The sequence below is a fragment of the Kribbella sp. NPDC004875 genome (genome assembly GCF_042873375.1).
In the GTDB taxonomy this organism is placed as follows: Bacteria; Actinomycetota; Actinomycetes; order Propionibacteriales; family Kribbellaceae; genus Kribbella.
The window spans coordinates 270,157-290,698 of record NZ_JBIALI010000007.1 but is presented as its reverse complement, the minus strand read 5'-3'; the positions used below and the strand labels follow the sequence as shown (position 1 = coordinate 290,698).

23 protein-coding genes are annotated in these 20,542 nt (G+C 68.6%); 11 read left to right on the top strand and 12 right to left on the bottom strand.

The window, feature by feature from the left end; genetic code table 11:
* Positions 1-25: 25 nt before the first annotated feature.
* Complete coding sequence (locus ACFYRH_RS35735) at positions 26-1,108, bottom strand: aldo/keto reductase (protein WP_387784428.1); 1,083 nt, start codon at positions 1,106-1,108, stop codon at positions 26-28.
* A gap of 216 nt (positions 1,109-1,324) precedes the next feature.
* Here ACFYRH_RS35735 and ACFYRH_RS35730 point away from each other — a divergent pair, with 216 nt between their 5' ends.
* Together ACFYRH_RS35730 and ACFYRH_RS35725 are read left to right on the top strand one after the other, a co-directional pair.
* A complete protein-coding gene (locus ACFYRH_RS35730; RefSeq protein WP_387784426.1) occupies positions 1,325-1,888 on the top strand; it encodes a TetR/AcrR family transcriptional regulator in 564 nt (187 codons plus the stop codon).
* Between the two features lie 180 nt (positions 1,889-2,068).
* The gene (locus ACFYRH_RS35725; RefSeq protein WP_387784425.1) at positions 2,069-3,280 is read left to right on the top strand and encodes an alpha/beta fold hydrolase; all 1,212 of its coding nucleotides are present in this window, start codon (positions 2,069-2,071) and stop codon (positions 3,278-3,280) included.
* A gap of 57 nt (positions 3,281-3,337) precedes the next feature.
* Here ACFYRH_RS35725 and ACFYRH_RS35720 read toward each other — a convergent pair whose 3' ends face one another.
* From ACFYRH_RS35720 to ACFYRH_RS35710, 3 genes are all read right to left on the bottom strand, one after another.
* Positions 3,338-4,222, bottom strand: coding sequence for an alpha/beta fold hydrolase (locus ACFYRH_RS35720; protein WP_387784423.1), 885 nt, complete (start codon positions 4,220-4,222; stop codon positions 3,338-3,340).
* Positions 4,223-4,352: 130 nt separating this feature from the next.
* Positions 4,353-5,522, bottom strand: coding sequence for a cytochrome P450 (locus ACFYRH_RS35715; RefSeq protein ID WP_387784422.1), 1,170 nt, complete (start codon positions 5,520-5,522; stop codon positions 4,353-4,355).
* A 194-nt stretch (positions 5,523-5,716) separates the two neighbouring features.
* Positions 5,717-6,796, bottom strand: coding sequence for an alkene reductase (locus tag ACFYRH_RS35710; protein WP_387784420.1), 1,080 nt, complete (start codon positions 6,794-6,796; stop codon positions 5,717-5,719).
* 55 nt (positions 6,797-6,851) lie between these two features.
* Between ACFYRH_RS35710 and ACFYRH_RS35705 the strand changes: the two genes are divergently transcribed.
* Both ACFYRH_RS35705 and ACFYRH_RS35700 read left to right on the top strand, forming a co-directional pair.
* Entirely contained in the window at positions 6,852-7,244 is a 393-nt protein-coding gene (locus tag ACFYRH_RS35705; protein ID WP_387784419.1) for a MerR family transcriptional regulator, read from the top strand.
* Between the two features lie 324 nt (positions 7,245-7,568).
* Positions 7,569-7,784 (top strand): hypothetical protein, encoded by a 216-nt coding sequence (locus ACFYRH_RS35700; protein ID WP_387784417.1) that lies wholly within the window; start codon positions 7,569-7,571, stop codon positions 7,782-7,784.
* Positions 7,785-8,188: 404 nt separating this feature from the next.
* Here the strand turns inward: ACFYRH_RS35700 and ACFYRH_RS35695 are convergent, their stop codons facing one another.
* The 3 genes from ACFYRH_RS35695 to ACFYRH_RS35685 all read right to left on the bottom strand — a co-directional run bounded on the left by ACFYRH_RS35695 (position 8,189) and on the right by ACFYRH_RS35685 (position 10,663).
* Positions 8,189-8,938: an ANTAR domain-containing protein gene (locus ACFYRH_RS35695; protein ID WP_387784416.1), complete on the bottom strand. Its 750-nt coding sequence runs from the start codon at positions 8,936-8,938 to the stop codon at positions 8,189-8,191.
* 82 nt (positions 8,939-9,020) lie between these two features.
* Positions 9,021-9,998, bottom strand: a complete 978-nt coding sequence (locus ACFYRH_RS35690; RefSeq protein ID WP_387784415.1) for a chemotaxis protein CheB — start codon at positions 9,996-9,998, stop codon at positions 9,021-9,023.
* Positions 9,999-10,087: 89 nt separating this feature from the next.
* Positions 10,088-10,663, bottom strand: coding sequence for a hemerythrin domain-containing protein (locus ACFYRH_RS35685; protein ID WP_387784414.1), 576 nt, complete (start codon positions 10,661-10,663; stop codon positions 10,088-10,090).
* Between the two features lie 194 nt (positions 10,664-10,857).
* Between ACFYRH_RS35685 and ACFYRH_RS35680 the strand changes: the two genes are divergently transcribed.
* Together ACFYRH_RS35680 and ACFYRH_RS35675 are read left to right on the top strand one after the other, a co-directional pair.
* Positions 10,858-11,274: a CBS domain-containing protein gene (locus ACFYRH_RS35680; RefSeq protein ID WP_387784413.1), complete on the top strand. Its 417-nt coding sequence runs from the start codon at positions 10,858-10,860 to the stop codon at positions 11,272-11,274.
* A 78-nt stretch (positions 11,275-11,352) separates the two neighbouring features.
* Entirely contained in the window at positions 11,353-12,279 is a 927-nt protein-coding gene (locus ACFYRH_RS35675) for a Ku protein (RefSeq protein WP_387784412.1), read from the top strand.
* 32 nt (positions 12,280-12,311) lie between these two features.
* Here ACFYRH_RS35675 and ACFYRH_RS35670 read toward each other — a convergent pair whose 3' ends face one another.
* Positions 12,312-13,190, bottom strand: a complete 879-nt coding sequence (locus tag ACFYRH_RS35670; RefSeq protein ID WP_387784410.1) for an SDR family oxidoreductase — start codon at positions 13,188-13,190, stop codon at positions 12,312-12,314.
* Positions 13,191-13,366: 176 nt separating this feature from the next.
* On the opposite strand from ACFYRH_RS35670, the gene ACFYRH_RS35665 reads away from it, so the two are divergent.
* Positions 13,367-13,882 (top strand): DUF1360 domain-containing protein, encoded by a 516-nt coding sequence (locus ACFYRH_RS35665; RefSeq protein ID WP_387784408.1) that lies wholly within the window; start codon positions 13,367-13,369, stop codon positions 13,880-13,882.
* Between the two features lie 30 nt (positions 13,883-13,912).
* On the opposite strand, the gene ACFYRH_RS35660 is transcribed toward ACFYRH_RS35665, so the two are convergent.
* Entirely contained in the window at positions 13,913-14,488 is a 576-nt protein-coding gene (locus ACFYRH_RS35660; protein ID WP_387784406.1) for a hypothetical protein, read from the bottom strand.
* A 324-nt stretch (positions 14,489-14,812) separates the two neighbouring features.
* Between ACFYRH_RS35660 and ACFYRH_RS35655 the strand changes: the two genes are divergently transcribed.
* From ACFYRH_RS35655 to ACFYRH_RS35640, 4 genes are all read left to right on the top strand, one after another.
* On the top strand, positions 14,813-15,571 hold the full coding sequence (locus ACFYRH_RS35655) for a polysaccharide deacetylase family protein (protein WP_387784405.1): 759 nt from the start codon (positions 14,813-14,815) through the stop codon (positions 15,569-15,571).
* A gap of 88 nt (positions 15,572-15,659) precedes the next feature.
* Complete coding sequence (locus ACFYRH_RS35650; RefSeq protein WP_387784403.1) at positions 15,660-16,298, top strand: glyoxalase; 639 nt, start codon at positions 15,660-15,662, stop codon at positions 16,296-16,298.
* The gene (locus ACFYRH_RS35645) at positions 16,276-16,605 is read left to right on the top strand and encodes a cupin domain-containing protein (protein ID WP_387784402.1); all 330 of its coding nucleotides are present in this window, start codon (positions 16,276-16,278) and stop codon (positions 16,603-16,605) included. Before ACFYRH_RS35650 ends, ACFYRH_RS35645 begins: the two co-directional genes overlap by 23 nt.
* Positions 16,606-16,648: 43 nt before the next feature.
* Complete coding sequence (locus ACFYRH_RS35640) at positions 16,649-17,686, top strand: LacI family DNA-binding transcriptional regulator (protein WP_387784400.1); 1,038 nt, start codon at positions 16,649-16,651, stop codon at positions 17,684-17,686.
* Positions 17,687-17,703: 17 nt separating this feature from the next.
* Here the strand turns inward: ACFYRH_RS35640 and ACFYRH_RS35635 are convergent, their stop codons facing one another.
* The 3 genes from ACFYRH_RS35635 to gcvH form a co-directional block, all read right to left on the bottom strand.
* The gene (locus ACFYRH_RS35635) at positions 17,704-18,705 is read right to left on the bottom strand and encodes a glycoside hydrolase family 6 protein (protein WP_387784399.1); all 1,002 of its coding nucleotides are present in this window, start codon (positions 18,703-18,705) and stop codon (positions 17,704-17,706) included.
* 182 nt (positions 18,706-18,887) lie between these two features.
* Positions 18,888-20,159: a serine hydroxymethyltransferase gene (gene glyA, locus ACFYRH_RS35630; RefSeq protein WP_387784397.1), complete on the bottom strand. Its 1,272-nt coding sequence runs from the start codon at positions 20,157-20,159 to the stop codon at positions 18,888-18,890.
* Between the two features lies 1 nt (position 20,160).
* The gene (gcvH, locus tag ACFYRH_RS35625) at positions 20,161-20,535 is read right to left on the bottom strand and encodes a glycine cleavage system protein GcvH (RefSeq protein ID WP_387784395.1); all 375 of its coding nucleotides are present in this window, start codon (positions 20,533-20,535) and stop codon (positions 20,161-20,163) included.
* Between the last annotated feature and the right edge of the window lie 7 nt (positions 20,536-20,542).

Below are 20,542 nucleotides of genomic sequence, written 5' to 3'. Positions count from 1 at the left end.
TGTCGGTATCTCTGGATGCCGCCGTTCATGAAGCGGATCGGCCGAGGGTTTCGATCTTCATGTCGCCTGTGGTGATCGTGCGGATGTGATCGCCGGCGAGCACGTCGTGCGGGTTGCCGAGGTCGATGGCGCTGGCCTTGTCGAGGCGGGCCAGCTGCGAAGGAGTGAGGTCGACCTGCAGGGCACCGAGGTTGTCCGCCAGTTGCGCGATGGTGCGGGCGCCGATGATGGGTGCCGTCACGCCCGGCGCGTTCAGGGTCCAGGCCAGCGCGACCTGAGCGGGTGTGCGGTCCAGCTCCGAGGCCACCGCCTTCACTGCATCGGCAATGGCAAGGTTGCGGTCGGTGACCCATCCCAGGGCGGCGTTGAGGCTCTTGCGGTTGCCGGCGGTTTCGCCGACAACCGAGCCCACCGGGTTCTGGTCCTCCCGGCTGTACTTGCCGGTGAGCACCCCGCCGCCCAACGGGGAGTAGGGGACCACGCCGAGTCCCATCTCGCGTGCCATCGGAATCAGGTCACGCTCCGTGGTGCGCTGGATCAGGCTGTATTCGGTCTGCAGCGCGACCAGTGGAGACCAGCCGCGCAGGTCGGCGATCGCCTGCATGCGCGACACCTGCCAGGCCGGGGCGCTGGAGATCGCCAGGTACAGCACCTTGCCCTGCCTCACCAGGTCGTCCAGGCCCCGCAGGATCTCCTCCACCGGCGTCCTGAAGTCCCATACGTTCACGTAGAGCAGATCGATGTAGTCGGTGTTCAGCCGCCGCAGACTGGCTTCCACCGACGCCAGCAGGCTCTTGCGGTGGGTCCCGCCGGAATTCGGGTCACCGGGCCGGCGCAGCGTCGAGTACTTCGTCGCCAGCACCATTTTGTCCCGGTCGGTGTGGGCGAATTCGCCGAGCATTCGCTCGGAGCTGCCCTTGGTATAGGTGCTGGCGGTGTCGAAGAAGTTGCCGCCGAGCTCGGTGTAGCGGTCGAAGAGCTTGCGCGCCTCGTCGCGCTCGGCGCCCCAACCCCACTCGGTGCCGAAGGTCGCCGTACCCAGCGCCAGCGGTGAGACCCGGAGTCCGGAACGGCCCAGCAGCCGATAAGTGTCGAGAGTGATTGCCATCATGTTCTCCTCTGAGGTGCGGTTCGTGGCGTTCGAGAGGTGCGGATCGGTGGTCGGCTCGCCCGGGTTTCTTCCGCGCCCTCCTGGCCGGATCCGAAGCGGGAGGGTGAGACCACACGTAATCGGGGAGTTCCCCGTTTGTCTCACCGTACACTGAACCGGGGACATCCCCGAATCGCCCCGAGCCTCATCCGACACCTCACGATCGCGAAGGTCATGACACCTCCACGCAGCACCCTGCGCGCGGACGCGCAGCGCAACCGCGAGCAGCTGATTGCCACAGCCGCCGAATCCTTCGCGTCGGGACGCGCGATCTCGCTGGACGCGATCGCCAAACGCGCGGGAGTGGGAAACGCCACCCTGTACCGGCACTTCCCCACCCGAGAGGATCTGGTCGAAGAGGTCTACCGGGACCAGATCCGGCCGCTGCGCGAAGATGCGCGCATCCTGCTGGCTACCAAGCCGCCCGCGCAGGCCCTCCACGCGTGGATGCTCCGATTCGCCGACTGGGCCGGGGAACGACGCGGCATCTGCGAGGCCCTGGTCGCCATGAGCGCTTCCGGCCGCTTCGGCACCGGACCGGTCTGCGACGAGGTCCAGCAGATCCTGGCGATGGTGCTCGAGGCCGGCGCCACAGCAGGAGAACTGCGCAGCGACATCGACCCGGTCGAGGTAGGCGGCATCCTCGCCGGTTTGCTCTCCGTGGCTGGCGCACCCGAGCAGCGCCCCCAGCTGCACCGAATGCTGGACGTCGTCGTCGCCGGACTCAGGCCCCGCTAAGCGATACGCCCGCGGTTCGGCGAGGCGTTGCCTATGCCGGTCGGCGGTTCGCCGTAGTACGAGAACAGGGCTTACCCGGAGCGAGTGGTGCGCCAGTTGGATGATCGGCCCGTAAGGACTGCGCAGGTGCCGGCACGGACGGGGTGACACTCATCGTGCGCAAGGAGGATCGCCGGACCGATGGACCCGCACCCGACGACGTTCGCCCTCACCTCGTCCCGAGGAACCCGGCTCGCCGCGCGGCTGGAGGTTCCCCGCGGGCCCGTGCGAGCCAGCGCGGTCTTCGCCCACTGCTTCACGTGCTCGAAGGACCTGCGTGTCGAGCGCCAACTCACGGCGGCTCTCGTGTCCGAGGGCTTCGCGGTCCTGTCCTTCGACTTCGCCGGGATCGGTGCCAGCGAAGGTGAGCTCGCGTCCGCAGGCTTCGCCGCGGACGTGGCCGACATCCGCACGGCCGCCGAGCACCTCGCCGCGGCTGTAGCCCCTCCCGCCCTCCTCGTAGGTCACTCTCTCGGCGGTGCGGCCGTCCTCAGCGCAGCGCCCGCGATCGCCTCGGTGCGAGCCGTCGCGACCATCGGCGCGCCGGCCGACCCGGTTCACGTGCAGCACGTCCTGGACGGCGACCTCGCGGCCGTGCGCCGCGACGGCGCCGGAGTCGTCCGGATCGCCGGGCGCAGCTTCGAGATCTCGCGGGCCTTCCTGGACGACCTCGCCGCCCATCCTCCACAGGCGAGCCTGGCGACCTTCCAGGGCGCCGTGCTGCTGATGCACGCACCGCGGGACGAGGTCGTCGGCATCGAGAACGCCGAGGCCCTGTACCACGCGGCTCGACACCCCAAAAGCTTCGTCACTCTCGACGAGGCCGACCACCTCCTCAGCCGTGCGGACGACGCTGTCTACGTGGCGTCCGTGATCGGAGCGTGGGCCCGTCGCTACCTGCCGATGGCGGACCCAGCCCTCCAGACGGCGTACGAGACGGGAGGCGCGACCGCCGTCAGCTCCGATGGCGTGCGTACGGTCGTGGAGTCACGTGGTTTCGCGATGGTCCTCGACGAGCCCCTCAGCGCGGGAGGCACGCAGGAGGGACCCACCCCCTATGACCACCTCGCTGTCGCCCTGGCGGCCTGCACGGTCATGACGATGCGGCTGTATGCGCAGCGGAAAGGGTGGGACGTAGGTGAGATCCGCGCTCGCGCCACGCACGACCGGGTGCACGCCGAGGACTGTCGGGACGACGCCTCAGGCAAGGTCGACGTGTTCGCGCTGGATCTCGAGCTCCCAGTTGGTCTCGAGGCCGAGCAGCGCGCGAGCCTCCTCCGCATCGCCGGTCGCTGTCCGGTGCATCGGACGCTGTCGGCCAAAACGTCCGTGGTCACACGCCCCGAACGGTAATGCGCGCGCCTCCGAAACAGAGGGTCTCTCGGGCGTCTCGGGGTCACCGGCGAGGTGTCACCTGGGGCTCTTGCGCCCGAGGAAGTCGATCATCAGGTCGGCCACCTGCCCGAGGTCCGTCTCGAGGAGGAAGTGTCCGCCGTCGAGCAGGTGGATCTCCGGCTCGTGGGCGTCCTTGGCGAACGCCTCCGCGCCTGCCGGGGCGAAGATTTCGTCGTTGCGGCCCCAGACCGCGAGGACCGGGACGCCGGACGAGCGCAGGTGATCCTGGAAGGCGGGGTAGAGCCGCACGTTGGTGATGTAGTCGCGGAAGAGTGCCAGCTGTACCAGGTCGTTGCCGGGCCGGCCGACGAGCGCAGCGTCGTGGATCCACGTGTCCGGGCTGACGACGCTCGGGTCCCTCACGCCATGGGTGTACTGCCACCTGATGGCCTCCACTCCGAGGGCAGGGCGCAGCGCCTGCTCGGTGTCGGGGCCGGGGGAGTCGGTGTAGTCCCAGACGCTCTGCCAGAACGTCGGCACGAACCCCTCTTCGTAGGCGTTGCCGTTCTGGCTGACGATCGCCCACACTGGCGACGGGTCCTGCAGCGCCAGGCGCCAGCCGATCGGAGCACCGTAGTCCTGCACGTAGATCGCGTACGAGTCGATCCCGAGGTGGGTCAGCAGTGCAGAGGTGTGGTCCGCCAGCGCGTCGAAGGTGTAGTCGAACTCGTCCACCCCGGGGGCGTCGGTCAGGCCGAAGCCGACGTGGTCGGGCGCGATGACGTGGCAGTGGCGCGCCAGCACGGGGATGAGGTCGCGGAACATGAAGGAGCTCGTCGGGTAGCCGTGCAGCAACACGACGGTCGGTGCGTGCGGCGGCCCGGCCTCGCGGTAGAACGTCGTACAGCCGTCGACCTCGACCGTGCGGTGGTGGGTCTGGTCCGTGTGGTGGATGGTCAAGTCCTGACTCCGATCTTCGTTCGGGAGGGTTGGGCCTCGTCGGCGACGAGGAGACGATGCCGCGCCCACCGCCGCTGGCGAGCGCCATGAGCGCGTGAGGAGCCGCGCGACGGCGTCCCTGAGCGCCGGCTCACCAGCTCACCCTGGCGCTGCGCGGCCCGCTGAACAGGGGGTTGCGCAGGTCGTCCCAGGCCGCCGGTTCCACCAGGTGCAGGCCGGGCATCCGGTCCAGGAGACGGTCGAGGGCGGCGTCGATCTCGAGCCGTGAGAGCTCGGCCCCCAGGCACAGGTGGACGCCGTAACCGAACGCGACGTGCTTGCGAGCCGACTCCCGGTGCAGGTCGAACCGGTCGGCGTCCGGGCCGAACACATCCTCGTCCAGATTCGCGGACTCGAGGCTGACCAGCAGCCGCTCGGCGGGGCGCACGCAGGCGCTCCCCAGTCGCACCTCCGCCTCCGCGGTGCGGGCGACCCACCGGATCGCGGTGCAGTGCCGCAGGCCCTCCTCGCGGGCGAGAGCGAGCAGCGAGCGGTCGGCGCGCAGCGCGTCCCACCGCTCGCGCTCGACCAGGAGGTGGTGGACCGTCCACCCCAGCGTGAACGAGGTGCTCTCCACGCCTGCCGCGAACAGCTGGAACGCGTGGAAGGCCACCTCGCGGTCCGACATCGGCACACCGTCCACGGACGCGTCGACCAGCATGGTCAGCACGTCCTGCGGCTTGTCGCTCAGCAGGCGCCGCTCCTCGGACCGCGCCCGGAAGTACGCCTCGAGCTCGGCCCACTCGGGTGTGACGAACAGGTTGGCCGGCACCATCTCCGCGAGCGCCTGGGTGAGTTCCACGAGACGGCCGGCGTCGGCGCCGGGGACGCCGATCAAGCGGGTGATGACCGCAGCGGTCAGGGGGACACCGATGTCGCCCACCACGTCGGCCGGGCCGCCGGGCGGCAGGTGGTCGAGGAGTTCGTCGACCAGCTCGCGGATCCACGGTCCGGCGTCCTTCATGGCCGCCCGGTTGAAGGCGGGACGCAGGAGGTCACGCAGCATGGTGTGACGCGCTCCGTCGCTCTGGGTGATCAGCAGCGGGGTGGGTTCGCTGTCCCCGGCGAGGAGGAAGTTGTCCTTCGTACTGAGGCGCTCGTGGTCGAGCAGCGCCGTCCGTACGTGTTCGAACCGGGGCACCAGGCCCATGCCCGGCAGTGCTGTCTCGACCACCGGGGCTGCGGCGGCGCGCTGGGTCGCGAGATCCGCGCGCATCTCCTCGATGCTGCGACCGATCAGGGGGTTGAAGCTGCTGGTCATGGTGGTGATGTCCTTAAGCAGGTCGATGGCGGTCTCAGGTCAGTCCCGCGCCGACCGGGTCTCTTACCTCCACCCCGCCGGCGAGGGGCCGTCAGTGGTCGTGGTCGTGCGGGGTTGGCCCCCACCGTCCCGCGGCCGCGCGCGACCGTGTCCGACGAGCTTTCTCGTTCGCAGTTCGAGAAGGACGCCGAGTCTCAGGCGGCGCGCGGGTGGGGCGGGTAGCTGGTGTAGCCGTTCTCGCCTCCGACGTAGTGGGTCTTCGGGTCGTCTGCCGCCAAGGGGGCGCCGTGGCGGAGGCGCGACACCAGGTCCGGATTCGCGATGAACGCCCGCCCGAAGCTGACGAGGTCGGCGCCTCGTCCGAGCCACTCGTCGGCGGCCGCGCGTTCGGTGCGCTGCGGCGAATTCGGGTTCGACGGGTTCATGATCAATGTGCCGGGCCAGGTGCGGCGGAAGCCGTCAAGCACCTCGTCGGCGGCGCCCGTCTCCAGGTGGAGGTACGCGAGGTCGAGGGAGGCCAGTTCGACCAAGAGGGCGGTGTACAGCTCCGCGACGTCGTGCTCCTCGATGCCCTGGATACCGGCCCCGGGTGAGAGGCGGATGCCGACCCTCGTGGCTCCCACGGCGTCGACGGTCGCCGCGGCCGCTTCGACGGCGAACCTGATCCGGCCGGTGACAGAGCCGCCGTAGGCATCTGTTCGCTGGTTGACGTTGCTCGACAGGAACTGGTTGATCAGATAGCCGTTCGCGCCGTGCAGTTCGACGCCGTCGAACCCGGCGTCAAGGGCGCGGCGGGCGGCGGCTGCGTACGACTCGGCGTGCTGAGGGACCTCGGACGTCGGCAGCTCGCGCGGCATCGATGCCGGTTGAGGGCCGGAGGGGGTGAAGACAGCAGCGTCGTAGCGGATGGCCGACGGCGCCACGGGCTGGTGCCCCGTCGTCTGCTCGTGGGAGATGCGGCCCGCATGCATGATCTGGGCGAAGATGCGGCCTCCTGCGTCATGCACCTGCTCCGTGACCTGATGCCACGACGCGGTCTGCTCGTCGGTGTGGAGACCGGGCGTGCCGGGGTTGGACTGGCCCACGGCGCTCGGATGCACCCCCTCCGAGATGATCAGGCCGGCGCTCGCCCGCTGGCCGTAGTACGTGGCCATCAGGGAGTTCGCCAGCCCGCCGGCGTCGGCGCGGACGCGGGTCATGGGAGCCATCACCACGCGGTTGGGCAGCTGCAGGCCGGAGAGGGCGACGGGATCGAAGAGAGTTTTCGTGGTCATGTCGTCGACGCTAAAATCTGACATCGACGTCAGAGGCAAGGGAAAGGAGCGCAACGTGACCGAAGGCACAGTGATGCGCATCGGCGAGCTCGCATCCCGCACCGGCGTGAGTGTGCGGTCGCTGCGGTACTACGAAACGCAGTACCTGCTGGCCAGTCGGCGCAGCCCTAGCGGTCAGCGGCTCTACTCCGAGGATGACGTGGCCCGCGTCGCGTTCATCCAGCGCATGTACGCCGCGGGCCTGTCGAGTCGCACCGTTTCGGACCTGCTTCCGTGCGTCGAGTCGCCCTCCGTGAGCAATGATCAGGCGGCGTTTCGGCGGCTCAGCGAAGAGCGCGACAAGCTCTCGACCCATATCGACGAGCTGATCGCGACGCGAGCGACGCTCGACGGGTTGATCGAGGCCAACCGTCGCCACCAGCGGTCCTTGGACGGCGCGACCTCGTAGCGTCACCTTGCCTCAGACGCATGCGGGTCCGGAGTGCGGGATGGTGGACGTACTGCGCCTGTTCGACACCGGCATGAGGCTCGGACAGAGCGATCGTCTCGACGGTGAAGACCGCCGCGACAGGGTTGTACACGGGGTCCGCGGTGGCCCGGCTGCGAGCGCAGACGGTTGCTGTGGGCAACTGGAGGAGCGAAGAGGCAGTAGCCGATGGCGGAGACCGCCAGGTCTTTCCGCCGGCTTACGTCGCCGTCTCGTTAGGACGGTGTAAGACCCGATCGGGTCGTTCGCGCATAGGGTCACGAACAACCCGAAGGAGTTGAGTCCATGTTGGATCAGATGAGCATGCCGGTCCTGTTCGCGATCCTGATCTCGGCCCTGGCTCTGGTCAGCCTCGGCGTCGTCGTCGGCGTCCGGATCATCGCTCAACGAGCAGACGCCGGCGGATCGGTCCCGGTAAAGCGGGACGGCCCCCGGGCCGGAGAATCACCGCAGGCGCCGGCCGACGATGCCACAAAGCCCACGCTGCCGCGCGAAATATAACGGCTCGCTGCCGCGCCATCCCGTCCCAGATGGTTGCCCACCGCATCAGCTCAAGCCGGTCGCGAAGGCGGAGCTGACGGCCGGCGCCCTGCCGATGATCGTTCAGCCGCGATGACCGCCGGTGAGCCGGTGCGGCGCACGCCGAGCGTCCTCGCGGAGGGTCGGCGACCTGCACGTGCTGCCCCGAGCCCGGCCGTCGGCTGCTGCGGATCCCGGCTGCACGATCCTTGCGGCAGGTGCGGCCCTTCGCGTCCCGCCGCCGGGGCCTTGTGGTTGGGGGGCGGTCCGAGCCGCTGCGGGTTTGAACGGCCGGACCTCGAAGCGTCCGGGTCCGGGGTCGCCGGAGCTTCGTGGGGGACCGGTGCCCAGTTGCTGCGGGCCGATTCATTCGGACGCGCGGGTATTCAGCCGCGCGGTAGGCGTCGGGTGTCGATGAGTCTCTGTGCGACGTCGCGCAGTTTGGTGTTGGTGTCTTGTGAGTAGCGTTTGAGGACGTCGAAGGCGCGGTCGCCGTCGAGGTTGTAGCGCTCCATCAGAATGCCCATGGCTTGGCCGACGAGTTTGCGGGCGTCGACGGCGGCGGCCAGGTTCTCTTCTCTGCGGGCGGTGGCGACGGCAACGGAGGCGTGCCGGGCCAAGATGTGGGCGATGGCCTCGTCGTCGGGCGCGAACGCGTCGGGTTCGATGCTGTAGAGGCCGAGGACTCCGACTGTGCCGGCGCCCGTCATGAGCGGCATGTCGAGCACGCTGTGCACGCCGAGGTCGAGGACTCTCTTCGTCCATTCGGGCCAGCGCTGTTCACGGGTGGTGTCGGGCACCAGGAGAAGCTTGTGGTTGGCCATGCACTCGACGAGGGGCCCGTCCCCGCCGGTCATCTGGAATTGGTAGATCTCGGTGAGCACCGGGTCGGTGACGGCCGGAACCTCTGGGCGGCCGTCAGAGGCGCGGAGCGCGACGCCGGCGTATCGACAGTTCAGAGCCTGCAGTGCGAAATCCACGACGGCCTGCACGGTTTCTTCCACCCCGTGGGCGTCGTGCAACTCGAGTGAAAGCCGCGCGAACTCATCAGCGCCCAGATCTTCGTCCGGCGCCGATGGTTCAGACGTCACAGCCGAGTCGTTGCTGTGCGAGTCTTCCTGGCGGCTGAGCTCCATATGCCAATCATGCACGCCCCACCAGGCTCCGGCAGAGCAAATCCGGGTGCTCCGGATCCTGGGCCCCGCGACTGACGGTCTGCTACCGCCTATCTGGGTCGCGCGCGAGGTGGTCGCGTAGCAGTGCGGACAGTTCGGCCGCGCGCTCCGCGGCGCGTAGATGCTGTTCGGGGCCCGGCTCGGCCTGACCGGCTGAGGCGAGGTGGCGGCGCAGCGCCGCCTGCTCCTCCAACGCTGACGCAGCGGCCCACAGCCTGGCCTCCGAGGCCTCGGCATGGGCCGCGGCCAGGGACTGCGGAGAGAACTGGTGCCCCACGTGGCAACGGAAGTAGCTGATGTGGTCCAGGTCTACCTGGGCCAGCGAGCCGTCGCAGTCGGGGCAGACCAGGCGGGTCAGGCGGCTCTCGTTCTCGGCCAGGAATCCGAGGTCGTCGCTGTCGGCCATACCCATGGTTCGGGCTCCTTCGGTCTCGGCTGCGCGCGGCGCGGGCTGCCAGTGCGGCGTCGTCTCGATCGCCTCGACTATCTCGGCCGCAAGCCCGGCAAGCGGCCGAACCGCCGCGGCGGGAGCCGCGGCCAGAGCCGCCCGCGGCATGCCCGGCCACGCGGCCGTGGCCGGGTCCTCCACCAGTACCCGGCCACCGGCCCGGCTCACGAGCGTGGCGCCCAGCGCGCCGTCGTCGAGCGTCCCGGACAGGACCACCGCGACAGTGCTGGGACCGGCACGGCGGGCCGCACTTGCGAACATCACGTCGACCGAGGGCCGGTGCCGGTTCACCCTCGGCCCGCTGCTCAGCTGGACGATGCCACCGTCGACCAACAGGTGATGGTCGGGAGGCGCGACCACGATGCTGCCCGGACGGAGCGGATCGCCGTCGCGGCCGTGCACGGCCGGTAGCGGGCCGGACCGGGACAGAATCGCCGGCAGCCTGCTGTCCGCGAACCTCGAGATGTGGATAGCGACCACCACCGCGGCGTCCAGGTCCGCGGGCAGGCCGCCCGCCAGCTCCTGGATGGCCTCGACCGCACCAGCCGATCCGCCGACCGTCAAGAGTTTCACGCAGCAGGCACCTCCTTCCAGGCCTCCGACGCTACGCCCACCACGAAAGTCCCTTCTCGCAAGCGCGGAAACTCTCGCCGTTTGGCGCTTCAGCCGGGGTTGTGCGTGGTCAGGGCGTCGCGGAGTTCGTCGATCATTCCGGTGCCGGAGGCAAGGACCAGCTCGGGGCGAGGTTTGTTCGGCGCGGACGGGTGCGGTCGCGTGGGTGCGGAGGCCTTGACTCGAGTGACCGTCCGGCCGAGTTCGAGCAGTTCGCCCTGAGCGCAGGCCTGCTGGAGCCGGGGAAGCAGATCGTGCTCCGAGTCGTCGACGTGCTGCTGCACGGCCGAGTAGAGGTCGCCGATCAAGTCGTCGAACGTGCGGTCAGTGGCGTCGATGCCCTCGAGTTCCTTCAGGACGCGTTCGACGTCGGCATGCTCCTCGATTTCGCGATCGGCGACCTGCTCGCCGTCCGGAAGTGCTTTGCGCGCCGCGGGGTACGTGTACATCTCGTCGGCGACCGAGTGGCGGACCAGTTCGGTCGTCAGATGATCGGCCAGTGCGCGCCGGTATCGCGGCGTACCGTCGCCTGCGATGAGTTCGGCAAAGATCCGCTCGACGGCCCGATGGTCGCGGATGAGGACGCTGATCAGATTGTCCGGGTTCCCGGGGACGACGGTGGCCATGACATCTCCTCGACTCGTCGATCCTGCTCGGTGCCCGCCGTCCTGGCTGCCAAACCGTTGCCTGTCGCAGTCCGAACTCCTCGCTGACCAGGAGTGGCCCAAGCGGCTTTCCGCCGGGGATGCGGCGGTTTCCTCGCTGCACCGGTGGGCACCGCCGGTGGCGTACCGGCGAGCCTGATCAAGAAGGTGATGACGTGACTACCGTACGAGACTTGATGACGCCGAGTGTTGAGTGTGTCGGCGAGGAACAGACGCTGGCCGTCGCGGCCCGCAAGATGCGCGAGTTCGATGTCGGTGCGCTGCCGATCTGTGGTGACGACAACCGGTTGAAGGGGATGCTGACCGACCGCGACATCGTCGTGAAGTGTGTCGCCGACGGCGGTGATCCGAGGAAGACCACGGCCGGCGCCTTCGCTCAGCGGAAACCGGTGACGATCGGCGCCGACGACTCCGTCGAGGAAGCGCTGCAGACGATGGAGGAACACCAGGTACGTCGCCTGCCGGTCGTCGACGGGCACGAACTCGTCGGCATGCTCGCCCAGGCGGACGTCGTACAGGCCGCACCGGGCCGGGCAGGCCGAACCGTCAGCGAGATCTCCGAGTCCTCCTAACCGGCCGGTTAACAGCTGCTCCGGTCGGGTACCCGACGTGCTGGGTGAGCAACAGGCCGACCGGAGAGGAGCGGGCGGATGGCGCGGGCGATCTGGACCGGGTACATCAACTTCGGGCTGGTCTCGGTGCCGGTCGGGCTGTACAGCGCGACGCAGGAGCACGAGATCGACTTCCACCAGTTCCAGAAGGGGACGTCGGACAGAATCCGCTACAAGCGCGTCAACGAACGCACCGGCCGGGAGGTCCCGTACGACAAGATCGTGAAGGGCCACGACGTCGGTGGTGGTGAGCACGTGATCGTCGAACCCGACGAGCTGGACGACATCGCCCCGGGCAAGTCCCGGTCGCTGGAGATCGACACCTTCGTCGACCTGGACGAGATCGACCCGATGCACTTCCAGAAGAGCTATTACCTTGGCCCGTCGGATGCCGAGAACGCGTCGTCGTACGCGCTGCTGCGAGACGCGCTGGCCAAGACGAACCGCGCCGGGATCGCGAAGTTCGTGATGCGCGGCAAGGAGTACCTGGCAACGATCCGTGCCGACGACCAGGTTCTCGTCCTGGAGACGATGTTCTTCGCCGACGAGATCCGCGATCCGGGAGAGGACGTCGGTGGCCTGCCGCGTAAGTCCGGTGCCGGCAAGCAGCTGTCGATGGCTGTCGACTTGATCGAGGCGATGTCGGGGGAGTGGAAGCCGGCGGCGTACAAGGACACCTACACCGAGCGGGTGAAGGACCTGGTGAAGGCCAAGCATGCGGGCAAGGAGGTTGTCTACTCCGAGGAGGAGCCGCAGGCCACCAACCCGTCGGACCTGGTCGCCGCGCTGCGCGCGAGCGTGGAGGAGGCCCGCAAAGCCCGCAGCACGAAGCAGACGGCGACGAAGAAGACGCCCGCTAAGAAGGCACCTGCGAAGAAGGCGCCCGCGAAGAAGGCACCTGCCAAGAAGACAGCCGCGAAGAAGACGCCCGCTAAGAAGAAGTCCGCGCGCAAGAAGGCTGCTTAGCACTGGGAACCTCGTCTAGCCGGCGCTGACGGTCAGGGGAGGGGGCGTCCTCCGGTGGCGCCGATGCGTTCGCCGGTGACGTACGTCGAGTCGTCGGACGCGAGGAACACGTACAGAGGTGCGAGTTCGGCGGGTTGACCGGCTCGTCCGAGCGGGGTGTCGGCGCCGAACTCGCCGACCTTGTCCGCCGGCAGGGTGGCCGGGATGAGTGGTGTCCAGACCGGACCGGGGGCGACGGCGTTCACCCGGATGCCCCGCGGTGCCAGCTCCTGGGCCAGACCCTTGGTGAAGTTGAGGATCGCGGCCTTGCTGGTGGCGTAGTCGAGCAGGTTCGGCGACGGCTCGTAGGCCTGGATCGACGTGGTGTTGACGATCGCCGAGCCTTCCGCCAGATGCGGCAGCGCGGCCTTGCACAACCAGAACATCGCGTAGACGTTCGTCTTCATCACTTGGTCGAACTGATCGGTCGAAATGTCCGCGATCCCGTTCTGCGACATCTGGTACGCCGCGTTGTTCACCAGAATGTCGATTCCGCCGAGCTCCTCAACGCACCGGTCCACAAGGTGCCGGCAATGCTGCTCGTCCTGAATGTCGCCGGCCAGCGATCGCGCGGTCCGTCCCGCTTCCTTCACCAGGCGGCACGTTTCGCGGGCATCGGTCTCCTCGGCCTCGAGATAGGAGATCATCACGTCGGCGCCTTCGCGGGCGAAGGCGAGCGCGACGGCCCGTCCGATGCCGGAGTCGCCGCCTGTGATCAGTGCTCGCTTGCCGGTCAGCTTCCCGCTTCCCCGGTAAGACTTCTCGCCGTAGTCCGGCTCCGGGTCCATCGCGCCACTGTGTCCGGGGTGGTCCTGGCTCTGCGGCTCCTGCTGGTCCGGCTCGGCGTACCTGGTCCTCGGGTCGGTGCCCATCGACTTTCCCTTCCGCTGGCTGACGTCTCCGTGGCGGTACCCCACACTCCCCACTTCGACACGGGTCAAGGCCCGGAGCGCGTCCACGCCGGGCGGACGGGTACCGGCAACACATGTGGCTTGAGGCGCGCGCGAGCGGCAGCTGCGCGTGTACGGCACAGGAAGGCGGAGGTGTGATGGCGAAGATCGCTGACTACGTTCGTTCGGAAGCTGACGAGTACCGGCAAGGTGCTGAGCGGCCGCTGGGTGGCTACGCGGTGGCGATGACGGTGTTCGCGGGGCTTGTTGGCGTCGCGGGTGCGGTCACCGCGTTGCGAGGCACGAGCGCGCGGCGGATTGCGCCGTACGACGTGTTGTTGATGACTGTGGGGACTCAGAAGTTGACGCGGCTCGTCGCGAAGGACGCGGTGACCAGTCCGTTGCGGATGCCGTTCACGCGATACCAGGACACTGGTGGGCCGGCCGAGGTCATGGAGGAGGTTCGCGAGCAGGGACAGCTCCGCCACGCCGTCGGCGAGCTGGTGAGCTGTCCCTTCTGTCTCGCGGTCTGGGTGGCGACGGGCTTCAGCATCGGCTTCCTGTTCGCGCCGCGGCTGACGCGGGTGGTGGCGTCGACGCTGACGGCCGTCGCCGGCTCCGACTACCTGCAACTTGTGTACGCGTACCTGCAGCGGGCGGCAGAGGAGAACTAGCCCCCGGGGCCAGCACGAGCTCGCGAAAAGTTAGTTCGCGACCTCGCGGTAGCGGGAACGTTCGTAGCGGAAGAACACGGTCATGAGCGCGGCGAAGACCGCCGCACCGATCGGGTAGGCGACCGGCAACGCGCCCGCGCCGGCGATGCGGACGACGAGCAGCGCCGCACCGATCCCCGCGATGGCGGCACTGATCAAGGCCGAGGTCGTGGCGATCGAGAACACCTCGGGACTCTTCTTGGTGGCGAGCATCGCCAGTGCCTCGGTGATGTCCGCCGGGTCGTCGTGACGGCTGTACTGGCCGAAGTAGCCGGCATGGTCGTTGTCGAGATTGCGGTAGTACCGCCGGATCCGCACGATTGCCTGCTGGTACATCAGGCCCTGCACACCGGTCTCGATCAGCCGCACCGTCGTGACCAGTCCGAGGCCGAACAGCAGCGGCAGGACTGCGGAGACGAACGGCCAGAACACTCGTTCGTCATGCACGGTGAAGCCGATCGCGACCATCGAGCTCGACACCGCGAGGATGAACGACGTTGCCCGGTTCCCCGCCTCGGAGATCGCCGTACCGGCCGCGGATTGCAGGACATAGTGCTCGGTCGTCACCGCTCCATTCAAGGTGGTGCGTTCTTCGCTGCCCATCGAAGCCCGGTACCCATTCGGTTCTCCACTGCACTGCCGTACGTCGGCGAGCTTGCCCGGCTCAGGTCCCAGGGGCTGCACGCAGACTGTCCCCCCGCCGGCTCTCTGGCTTGTCCCTCGGAAAATAGCTGCTGGCCGCCGCCGGCGAGTAGCGAGCTACCGAATGCCGCTTGAGGAGGCGTCAACTTTCTGGGGGTTGGGAGCGTCGGAATGGCTGAGGATGAGCGGGTTCGATGCTTGGGGGTTGGGGTTATGTGGCGTGGGTTCAGGCTGCCGGTGGTGTTGGCGGTGGGGGCTGGGGTCGCGGTGTGGAGTCTGCACGCGGCGGTGACTGGGCCGGGGTGGAAGGCCAGTGCTGCTGAGACGACTGCGCGGCCGGTGGCGGCTCCTTCGGTGAAGCCGGGGACGGCTACGGCGACCAAGGCTGCCACGACGCCTGGCAAGACCACGCCGACGGCCGGGCCTTCGAGTCCTTCGACTACGCAGACGACTCAGCCGGTGCAACAGGCGCGGGGGAGGGTCGTCTATCTGACCTTCGACGACGGGCCGGATGCTCGGTGGACGCCTGAGGTGCTCGCGGTGCTGGCCAAGCACGGGGCGCACGGAACGTTCTTCATGCTCGAACAGAACGCCTCGACGCACCCGGAGTTGGTGCAGGCGGTTCGGGCGGCGGGGAACTCGGTGGGGAACCACTCGATCTCGCATCCGCAGTTGACCAAGCTGTCGCCGGCGCAACTGCACCGGCAGGTGGCGAACGGAATCGTGTCGAAGTGTTTCCGGCCGCCGTACGGCGCGACCAACGCGCGGGTGAAGGCGGAGATCAAGCGCGACGGGATGCAGCAGGTGTTGTGGGACGTCGACACCAACGACTGGAAGAAACCGGGGTCCGCGACGATCGCCCGGCGCGTGCTGGCCGGAGCGCACCCGGGCGCGATCATCCTGATGCACGACGGTGGCGGAAACCGGGCGCAGACGGTGGCGGCGCTCGATCAGGCGCTGACCGGTCTGGCCGCCCGCGGGTACGGGTTCGCGACGCTTTCCTGCTGACCGGAAGCTCCGGTCCGGCGAGTTTCCTGCTCGGGGTTGGTCAGGAATCGAGAAGCATCGGCGCGCCCGGCTCCCTAGGTTCATGGGCATGACGAATCTTCAGAGTGTGGTTCTGGAAGTCAGTGATGTTGCCGCGGCTGAGCGGTTCCTGAGCGAGGCGTTCGGGCTCGACGGACAGGTGACCGTGCGTGAGTCCGGCGCGGAAACAAGTGGTTTCCGTGGTTTCACGCTGTCGCTGACGGTGGCGCAGCCGAGCACGGTGACCAGCCTGTTCGAGTCGGCGGTCGCGGCCGGCGCGACGGTGGTGAAGCCGGTGACCAAGTCGATCTGGGGGTACGGCGGGACGCTGCAGGCACCCGATGGCACGATCTGGAAGATCGCCACGTCGGCGAAGAAGGACACCGGTCCCGCGACGCGGGCGATCGATTCCGTCGTACTGCTGCTCGGGTGCGCGGATGTGGCCGCGAGCAAGAAGTTCTACGTCGATCACGGGCTGACCGTGGCGAAGAGTTTCGGACGCAAGTACGTCGAGTTCGAGGCGACCGGACCGGTGAAGCTGGGCCTGTACGGGCGGAAGGCGCTGGCCAAGGACGCCGGCGTGCCGGTCGACGGCAGCGGCTCGCACCGGATCACGCTGAGTGCGGACGCGGGCTCGTTCACCGACCCGGACGGATTCGCCTGGGAGCCCGTGCCATCATCGATTGATGGAGGTCTTGCGAGTCGATGAGTTGGCGGCGGCCCATCTCGAGTCGGCGGCGTCCAGCGAGAGTGGGCGCAGCGCGACGACGGTCTACGGCCGGTCGGGTGCGCGATTGCGGCAGACGCTGATCGCGCTGGACGCGGGGCGCACGCTGGGTGAACATCAGAGTCCTGGGGACGCGTCGTTGATGTGTCTTCAGGGGGATGTCGTGCTCCGGGCGGGTGACGCGGAGGTCGAGCTGCGATCGGGGGACCTGGTCGCCGTACCGCCGCAGCGGCACGATGTCCATGCCGTGACCGCCGCAGTCCTGCTGTTGTCGGTTGCCCTGCACTGAGGGCGCGGTGATCGCGCGTGCTGCTCTCGTATAGTGAGTGCCTGTGGTGGTGAGTCGGCGGGTCACGTTGGACGAGGTTGCCGCTCGTGCGGGGGTGTCGCGGTCCGCGGCGTCACGGGTGATCAACAACGCGCCGCATGTCAGCAAGGCCAAGCGGGACGCCGTGGAGCGGGCGATCGCGGCGCTGGGATACGTGCCGGACGCAACGGCCCGGGAACTCGCGCGGCGGCACGGTGGCGTATCGTCCGGGACCGACCTGGGGCCGGTGGTGCTGGCTGTTTCCGCCGAGGATCCGCAGGTGTTCGCGGATCCGTTCGTGGCGGAGGTCGTGGTCGGGATCGCCTCGGCGCTGGAGGAGACCGACCTCGAGCTGGTGCTGCGGACGGCGACCTCCGTCGCCGGTCAGGAACGGTTGCGGAAACTGTTGCGGAACGGAAAGTCCGCCGGCGTCATGCTGATGTCGATGCACGGCGACGACCCGCTCGCGCAACTGGCCGAGGAGGCTGACGTGCCGGTCGTCTTCGGCGGCCGCCCGGTGACTTTCGAGCCGCGGTACTACGTGGACGCCGACAATCGTGGTGGGGCCAGACTGGCCGTCGAGCACCTGGTCGCCGTCGGCCGGACCCGGATCGCGACGATCACCGGCCGGATGGACGAGGCCGCCGGAACCGCGCGGTACAAGGGGTTTCAGGAAACTCTCGCTGTGTCCGGACTCGACGCGCGTCGGGTGGCGCACGCCGACTTCTCCGAGGACGGCGGCCGGAAAGCGATGGCGGAACTGCTTTCCGCACACCCGGATCTGGATGCCGTGTTCGTCGCGTCGGATCAGATGGCGATCGGTGCGTTGCGGGCGCTTGCCGAGGCCGGGCGGTCGGTGCCGGAGGACGTCGCGGTCGTCGGGTTCAACGACATCGCCACAGCGCGGCACACCAGCCCGCCGTTGACGACCGTCAGTCAGCCGATCCAGGCGTTGGGCCGGGAGATGGCCCGGATGGTGCGGGCGCTGCTCGAGGGGAAGGACCCCTCGCCGCTGATTCTCCCGACCCGGCTCGTCGTCCGTGACTCCACCGGGGCACGGTGAACTCGCGGTGGATGCGGCTAGTTTCCGTTGATCAGGTGAGTGGCCAGGTCGGGGCTGAAGGTGCCGGCCGGGATGCCCGCGCCGATGCCGCAGTCGCCGTCGGAATCGCCCGGAACCTTGATCCAGAGCAGCATTTCCGCGCCGCCGCCGTTCTGCGCGGTGACGCCGAGTTTCCGGCCCGGCGGGTTGCACCAGTCGTTTCCGGTTCCGTTTCCGTTCCGGCTGGTGTCGACGACGAACGGCTTGGTCGCGGACAGGTGACTGTTCACCGCGCTGCCGTAGCTCACCGACTGGGCGGTGGTGTAGTAGTTCGAGACGTTCAGCGCGAAACCGTGGGCCTTCGCCAGCCCGGCGCCCTGGAGGCGCTGCGCCATCACGTCGGCGGCGACCCAGCCGGCGTTCCCGCCGTCGAGGTACGCCCACGCGTTCGGCGCGAGATCCTTGAACTGCTGGACCGCGTACCCGAGCATTCCGTTGCGTTCCGCGATCTGGTCGCTGTTCATGCAGTTGAAGTCGCCCAGCGAGTCCGGCTCGATGATCACGACCGCCGGCCGGTTCCCGATCCCGCGCGCGAACTCCTGGATCCAGGTCCGGTACGCCGCCGGTGACCCGGCACCACCGCCGGAATGACCACCGCAGGCGTCCCGGCCCGGGATGTTGTACGCGACCAGCACCGGCAGCTTGCCGGCGGCGTCGGCAGCCCTCACGAAACCGCCGACCGCCGCCCCGATCGCGCCGCTCCAGTTGCCGAACCAGCGCGCCATCGGCTTGCTCGCGATCGAGTTCTGGATCGCGGTCGCCCGCTCGTCACCGCCGTTGTTCCGCACCCAGGTCGCCGGGTTCGAGTCCGGGTCGACGTAGAAGCCGCTCGTCAGCCGCACCGGATTGCCCGCCTTGGCGGTGGTGCCGCTCGGGGACGTGGTGCCGGTCGGGGTGGCGGCGTCGGCGGTGCGCAGCACGGGCGCCACGACGGCGCCGACCAGCCCGGCGGCCAGCAGGCCGCGCACGATCCATCTCATCTCTGCAGCTCCTGTCTCGAGCAAACGGGGCGGACACTCCGGGAGCGCTCTCGGATTTCACTCACCGTATCGGCGATATGCCCGATAGTGTCCGATCTTGGCGTGGCCGTCAACCGCTTGCAGAGAACGCAGAATCGAGCATTTCTCACTGCGCGGCGATGGACCGGTAGCGCTTCCAGTCCTCAACTCCCGGCGTACAGCGGGAACTTCGCGGCCAGCACGGCGACGCGATCCCGCAGTACGGCGAGACTCTCGGCGTCGTGCGGACGCAGCAGGGCGATCGCGATGATGTCCGCCACCTCGCGGAACTCCGGATCCCCGAACCCTCGGGCGGCCAGCGCCGGCGTACCGATGCGCAGCCCCGACGACACCATTGGCGGCCGCGGATCGAACGGTACGGCGTTCCGGTTCACGGTGACCCCGATGGAGTGCAGCAGATCCTCGGCCTGCTGTCCGTCGAGCTCGGACTTCCGTAGGTCGACCAGCACCAGGTGCACCTGCGTGCCGCCGGTCAGTACTGAGATCCCGGCTGCCTGGACGTCGTCCGCGAGCAGCCGTCCCGCGATCGCCCGCGCACCGTCGAGCGTTCGGCGCTGCCGCTCGGCGAACTCGTCCGTCGCGGCCAGCTTGAAGGCGACCGCCTTCGCAGCGACAACGTGTTCCAGCGGTCCCCCCTGCTGGCCCGGAAAGACCGCGGAATTGAGTTTCTTGGCGAGGTCCGCGCGGTTCGTGAGGATCACTCCGCCGCGCGGACCACCCAGGGTCTTGTGCGTAGTCGTGGTGACGACATCCGCGTGCGGTACCGGGTTCGGGTGCAGCCCGGCCGCGACCAAGCCGGCGAAGTGGGCCATGTCCACCATCAGGGAGGCGCCCACCAGGTCGGCGATCCGCCGGAAACCGGCGAAATCCAGATGCAACGGGTACGCCGACCAGCCGGCCACGATCAGCTTCGGCCGGTGCTCGACGGCGAGCCGTTCGACCTCGTCCATGTCGACCCGGAAATCGGTGTCGCGGACGTGGTAGGAAACGACGTCGTACAGCTTTCCGCTGAAGTTCAGCCGCATTCCGTGTGTGAGGTGTCCGCCGTGGGACAGGTCCAGGCCGAGGATGGTGTCCCCGGGCTCGAGCAGCGCGGCCATCGTCGCGGCGTTCGCCTGCGCGCCCGAGTGCGGCTGGACGTTGGCGAAACCGGCGCCGAACAGACTCTTCACGCGATCGATCGCGAGCTGCTCGATGACGTCGACGTGCTCGCAACCGCCGTAGTACCGGCGGCCCGGGTAGCCCTCGGCGTACTTGTTGGTGAGGACGGAGCCCTGCGCCTGCATCACGGCGATCGGAGCGAAGTTCTCGCTGGCGATGAGCTCGAGGGTGTCACGCTGGCGGCCGAGTTCGGCCTCGATCGCCGCGTGTACCTCGGGGTCGGCGTCTGCGAGTTGCCGGTCCAGCAGACTCATCTCAGGCGCCACCCGTCAGCGCTTCGTAGGCGGTCGCGTCGAGGAGGTCCGGCATGCCCGAGACCTTCAGACGGAACAGCCAACCGGCCTTGAACGGGTCCGTGTTCAGGACGGACGGGTCGGCGATCACCTCCTGGTTGATCTCGACGACCTCGCCGTCGGCCGGGGCGTTGAGATCGCTCACCGACTTCGTCGACTCGATCTCGCCGCAGGGCGCACCGGCGCGGACGGCGGCGCCGACGATCGGCAGGTCGACGTACACGACGTCGCCGAGTGCGTCGGCGGCGAACGCGGTGATGCCGACGGTCGCGGTGCCGCCGTCGAGGGACAGCCACTCGTGGTCGGCGGTGTACTTCAGGTCGGTCGGGACAGACATCGGGGGC

Excerpts from the sequence above, each read along its gene's own strand:
- ACFYRH_RS35665 (WP_387784408.1), top strand. The coding sequence starts at position 13,367 with ATGGCGAAGATCGCTGACTACGTTCGTTCGGAAGCTGACGAGTACCGG.
- ACFYRH_RS35675 (WP_387784412.1), top strand. The coding sequence starts at position 11,353 with ATGGCGCGGGCGATCTGGACCGGGTACATCAACTTCGGGCTGGTCTCG.
- ACFYRH_RS35700 (WP_387784417.1), top strand. The coding sequence starts at position 7,569 with ATGTTGGATCAGATGAGCATGCCGGTCCTGTTCGCGATCCTGATCTCG.
- glyA (WP_387784397.1), bottom strand. The coding sequence starts at position 20,159 with ATGAGTCTGCTGGACCGGCAACTCGCAGACGCCGACCCCGAGGTACAC.
- ACFYRH_RS35710 (WP_387784420.1), bottom strand. The coding sequence starts at position 6,796 with ATGACCACGAAAACTCTCTTCGATCCCGTCGCCCTCTCCGGCCTGCAG.
- ACFYRH_RS35670 (WP_387784410.1), bottom strand. The coding sequence starts at position 13,190 with ATGGGCACCGACCCGAGGACCAGGTACGCCGAGCCGGACCAGCAGGAG.
- ACFYRH_RS35730 (WP_387784426.1), top strand. The coding sequence starts at position 1,325 with ATGACACCTCCACGCAGCACCCTGCGCGCGGACGCGCAGCGCAACCGC.
- ACFYRH_RS35645 (WP_387784402.1), top strand. The coding sequence starts at position 16,276 with ATGGAGGTCTTGCGAGTCGATGAGTTGGCGGCGGCCCATCTCGAGTCG.
- ACFYRH_RS35685 (WP_387784414.1), bottom strand. The coding sequence starts at position 10,663 with ATGGCCACCGTCGTCCCCGGGAACCCGGACAATCTGATCAGCGTCCTC.
- ACFYRH_RS35725 (WP_387784425.1), top strand. The coding sequence starts at position 2,069 with ATGGACCCGCACCCGACGACGTTCGCCCTCACCTCGTCCCGAGGAACC.
- gcvH (WP_387784395.1), bottom strand. The coding sequence starts at position 20,535 with ATGTCTGTCCCGACCGACCTGAAGTACACCGCCGACCACGAGTGGCTG.
- ACFYRH_RS35695 (WP_387784416.1), bottom strand. The coding sequence starts at position 8,938 with ATGGAGCTCAGCCGCCAGGAAGACTCGCACAGCAACGACTCGGCTGTG.
- ACFYRH_RS35635 (WP_387784399.1), bottom strand. The coding sequence starts at position 18,705 with ATGAGATGGATCGTGCGCGGCCTGCTGGCCGCCGGGCTGGTCGGCGCC.
- ACFYRH_RS35715 (WP_387784422.1), bottom strand. The coding sequence starts at position 5,522 with ATGACCAGCAGCTTCAACCCCCTGATCGGTCGCAGCATCGAGGAGATG.
- ACFYRH_RS35735 (WP_387784428.1), bottom strand. The coding sequence starts at position 1,108 with ATGGCAATCACTCTCGACACTTATCGGCTGCTGGGCCGTTCCGGACTC.
- ACFYRH_RS35650 (WP_387784403.1), top strand. The coding sequence starts at position 15,660 with ATGACGAATCTTCAGAGTGTGGTTCTGGAAGTCAGTGATGTTGCCGCG.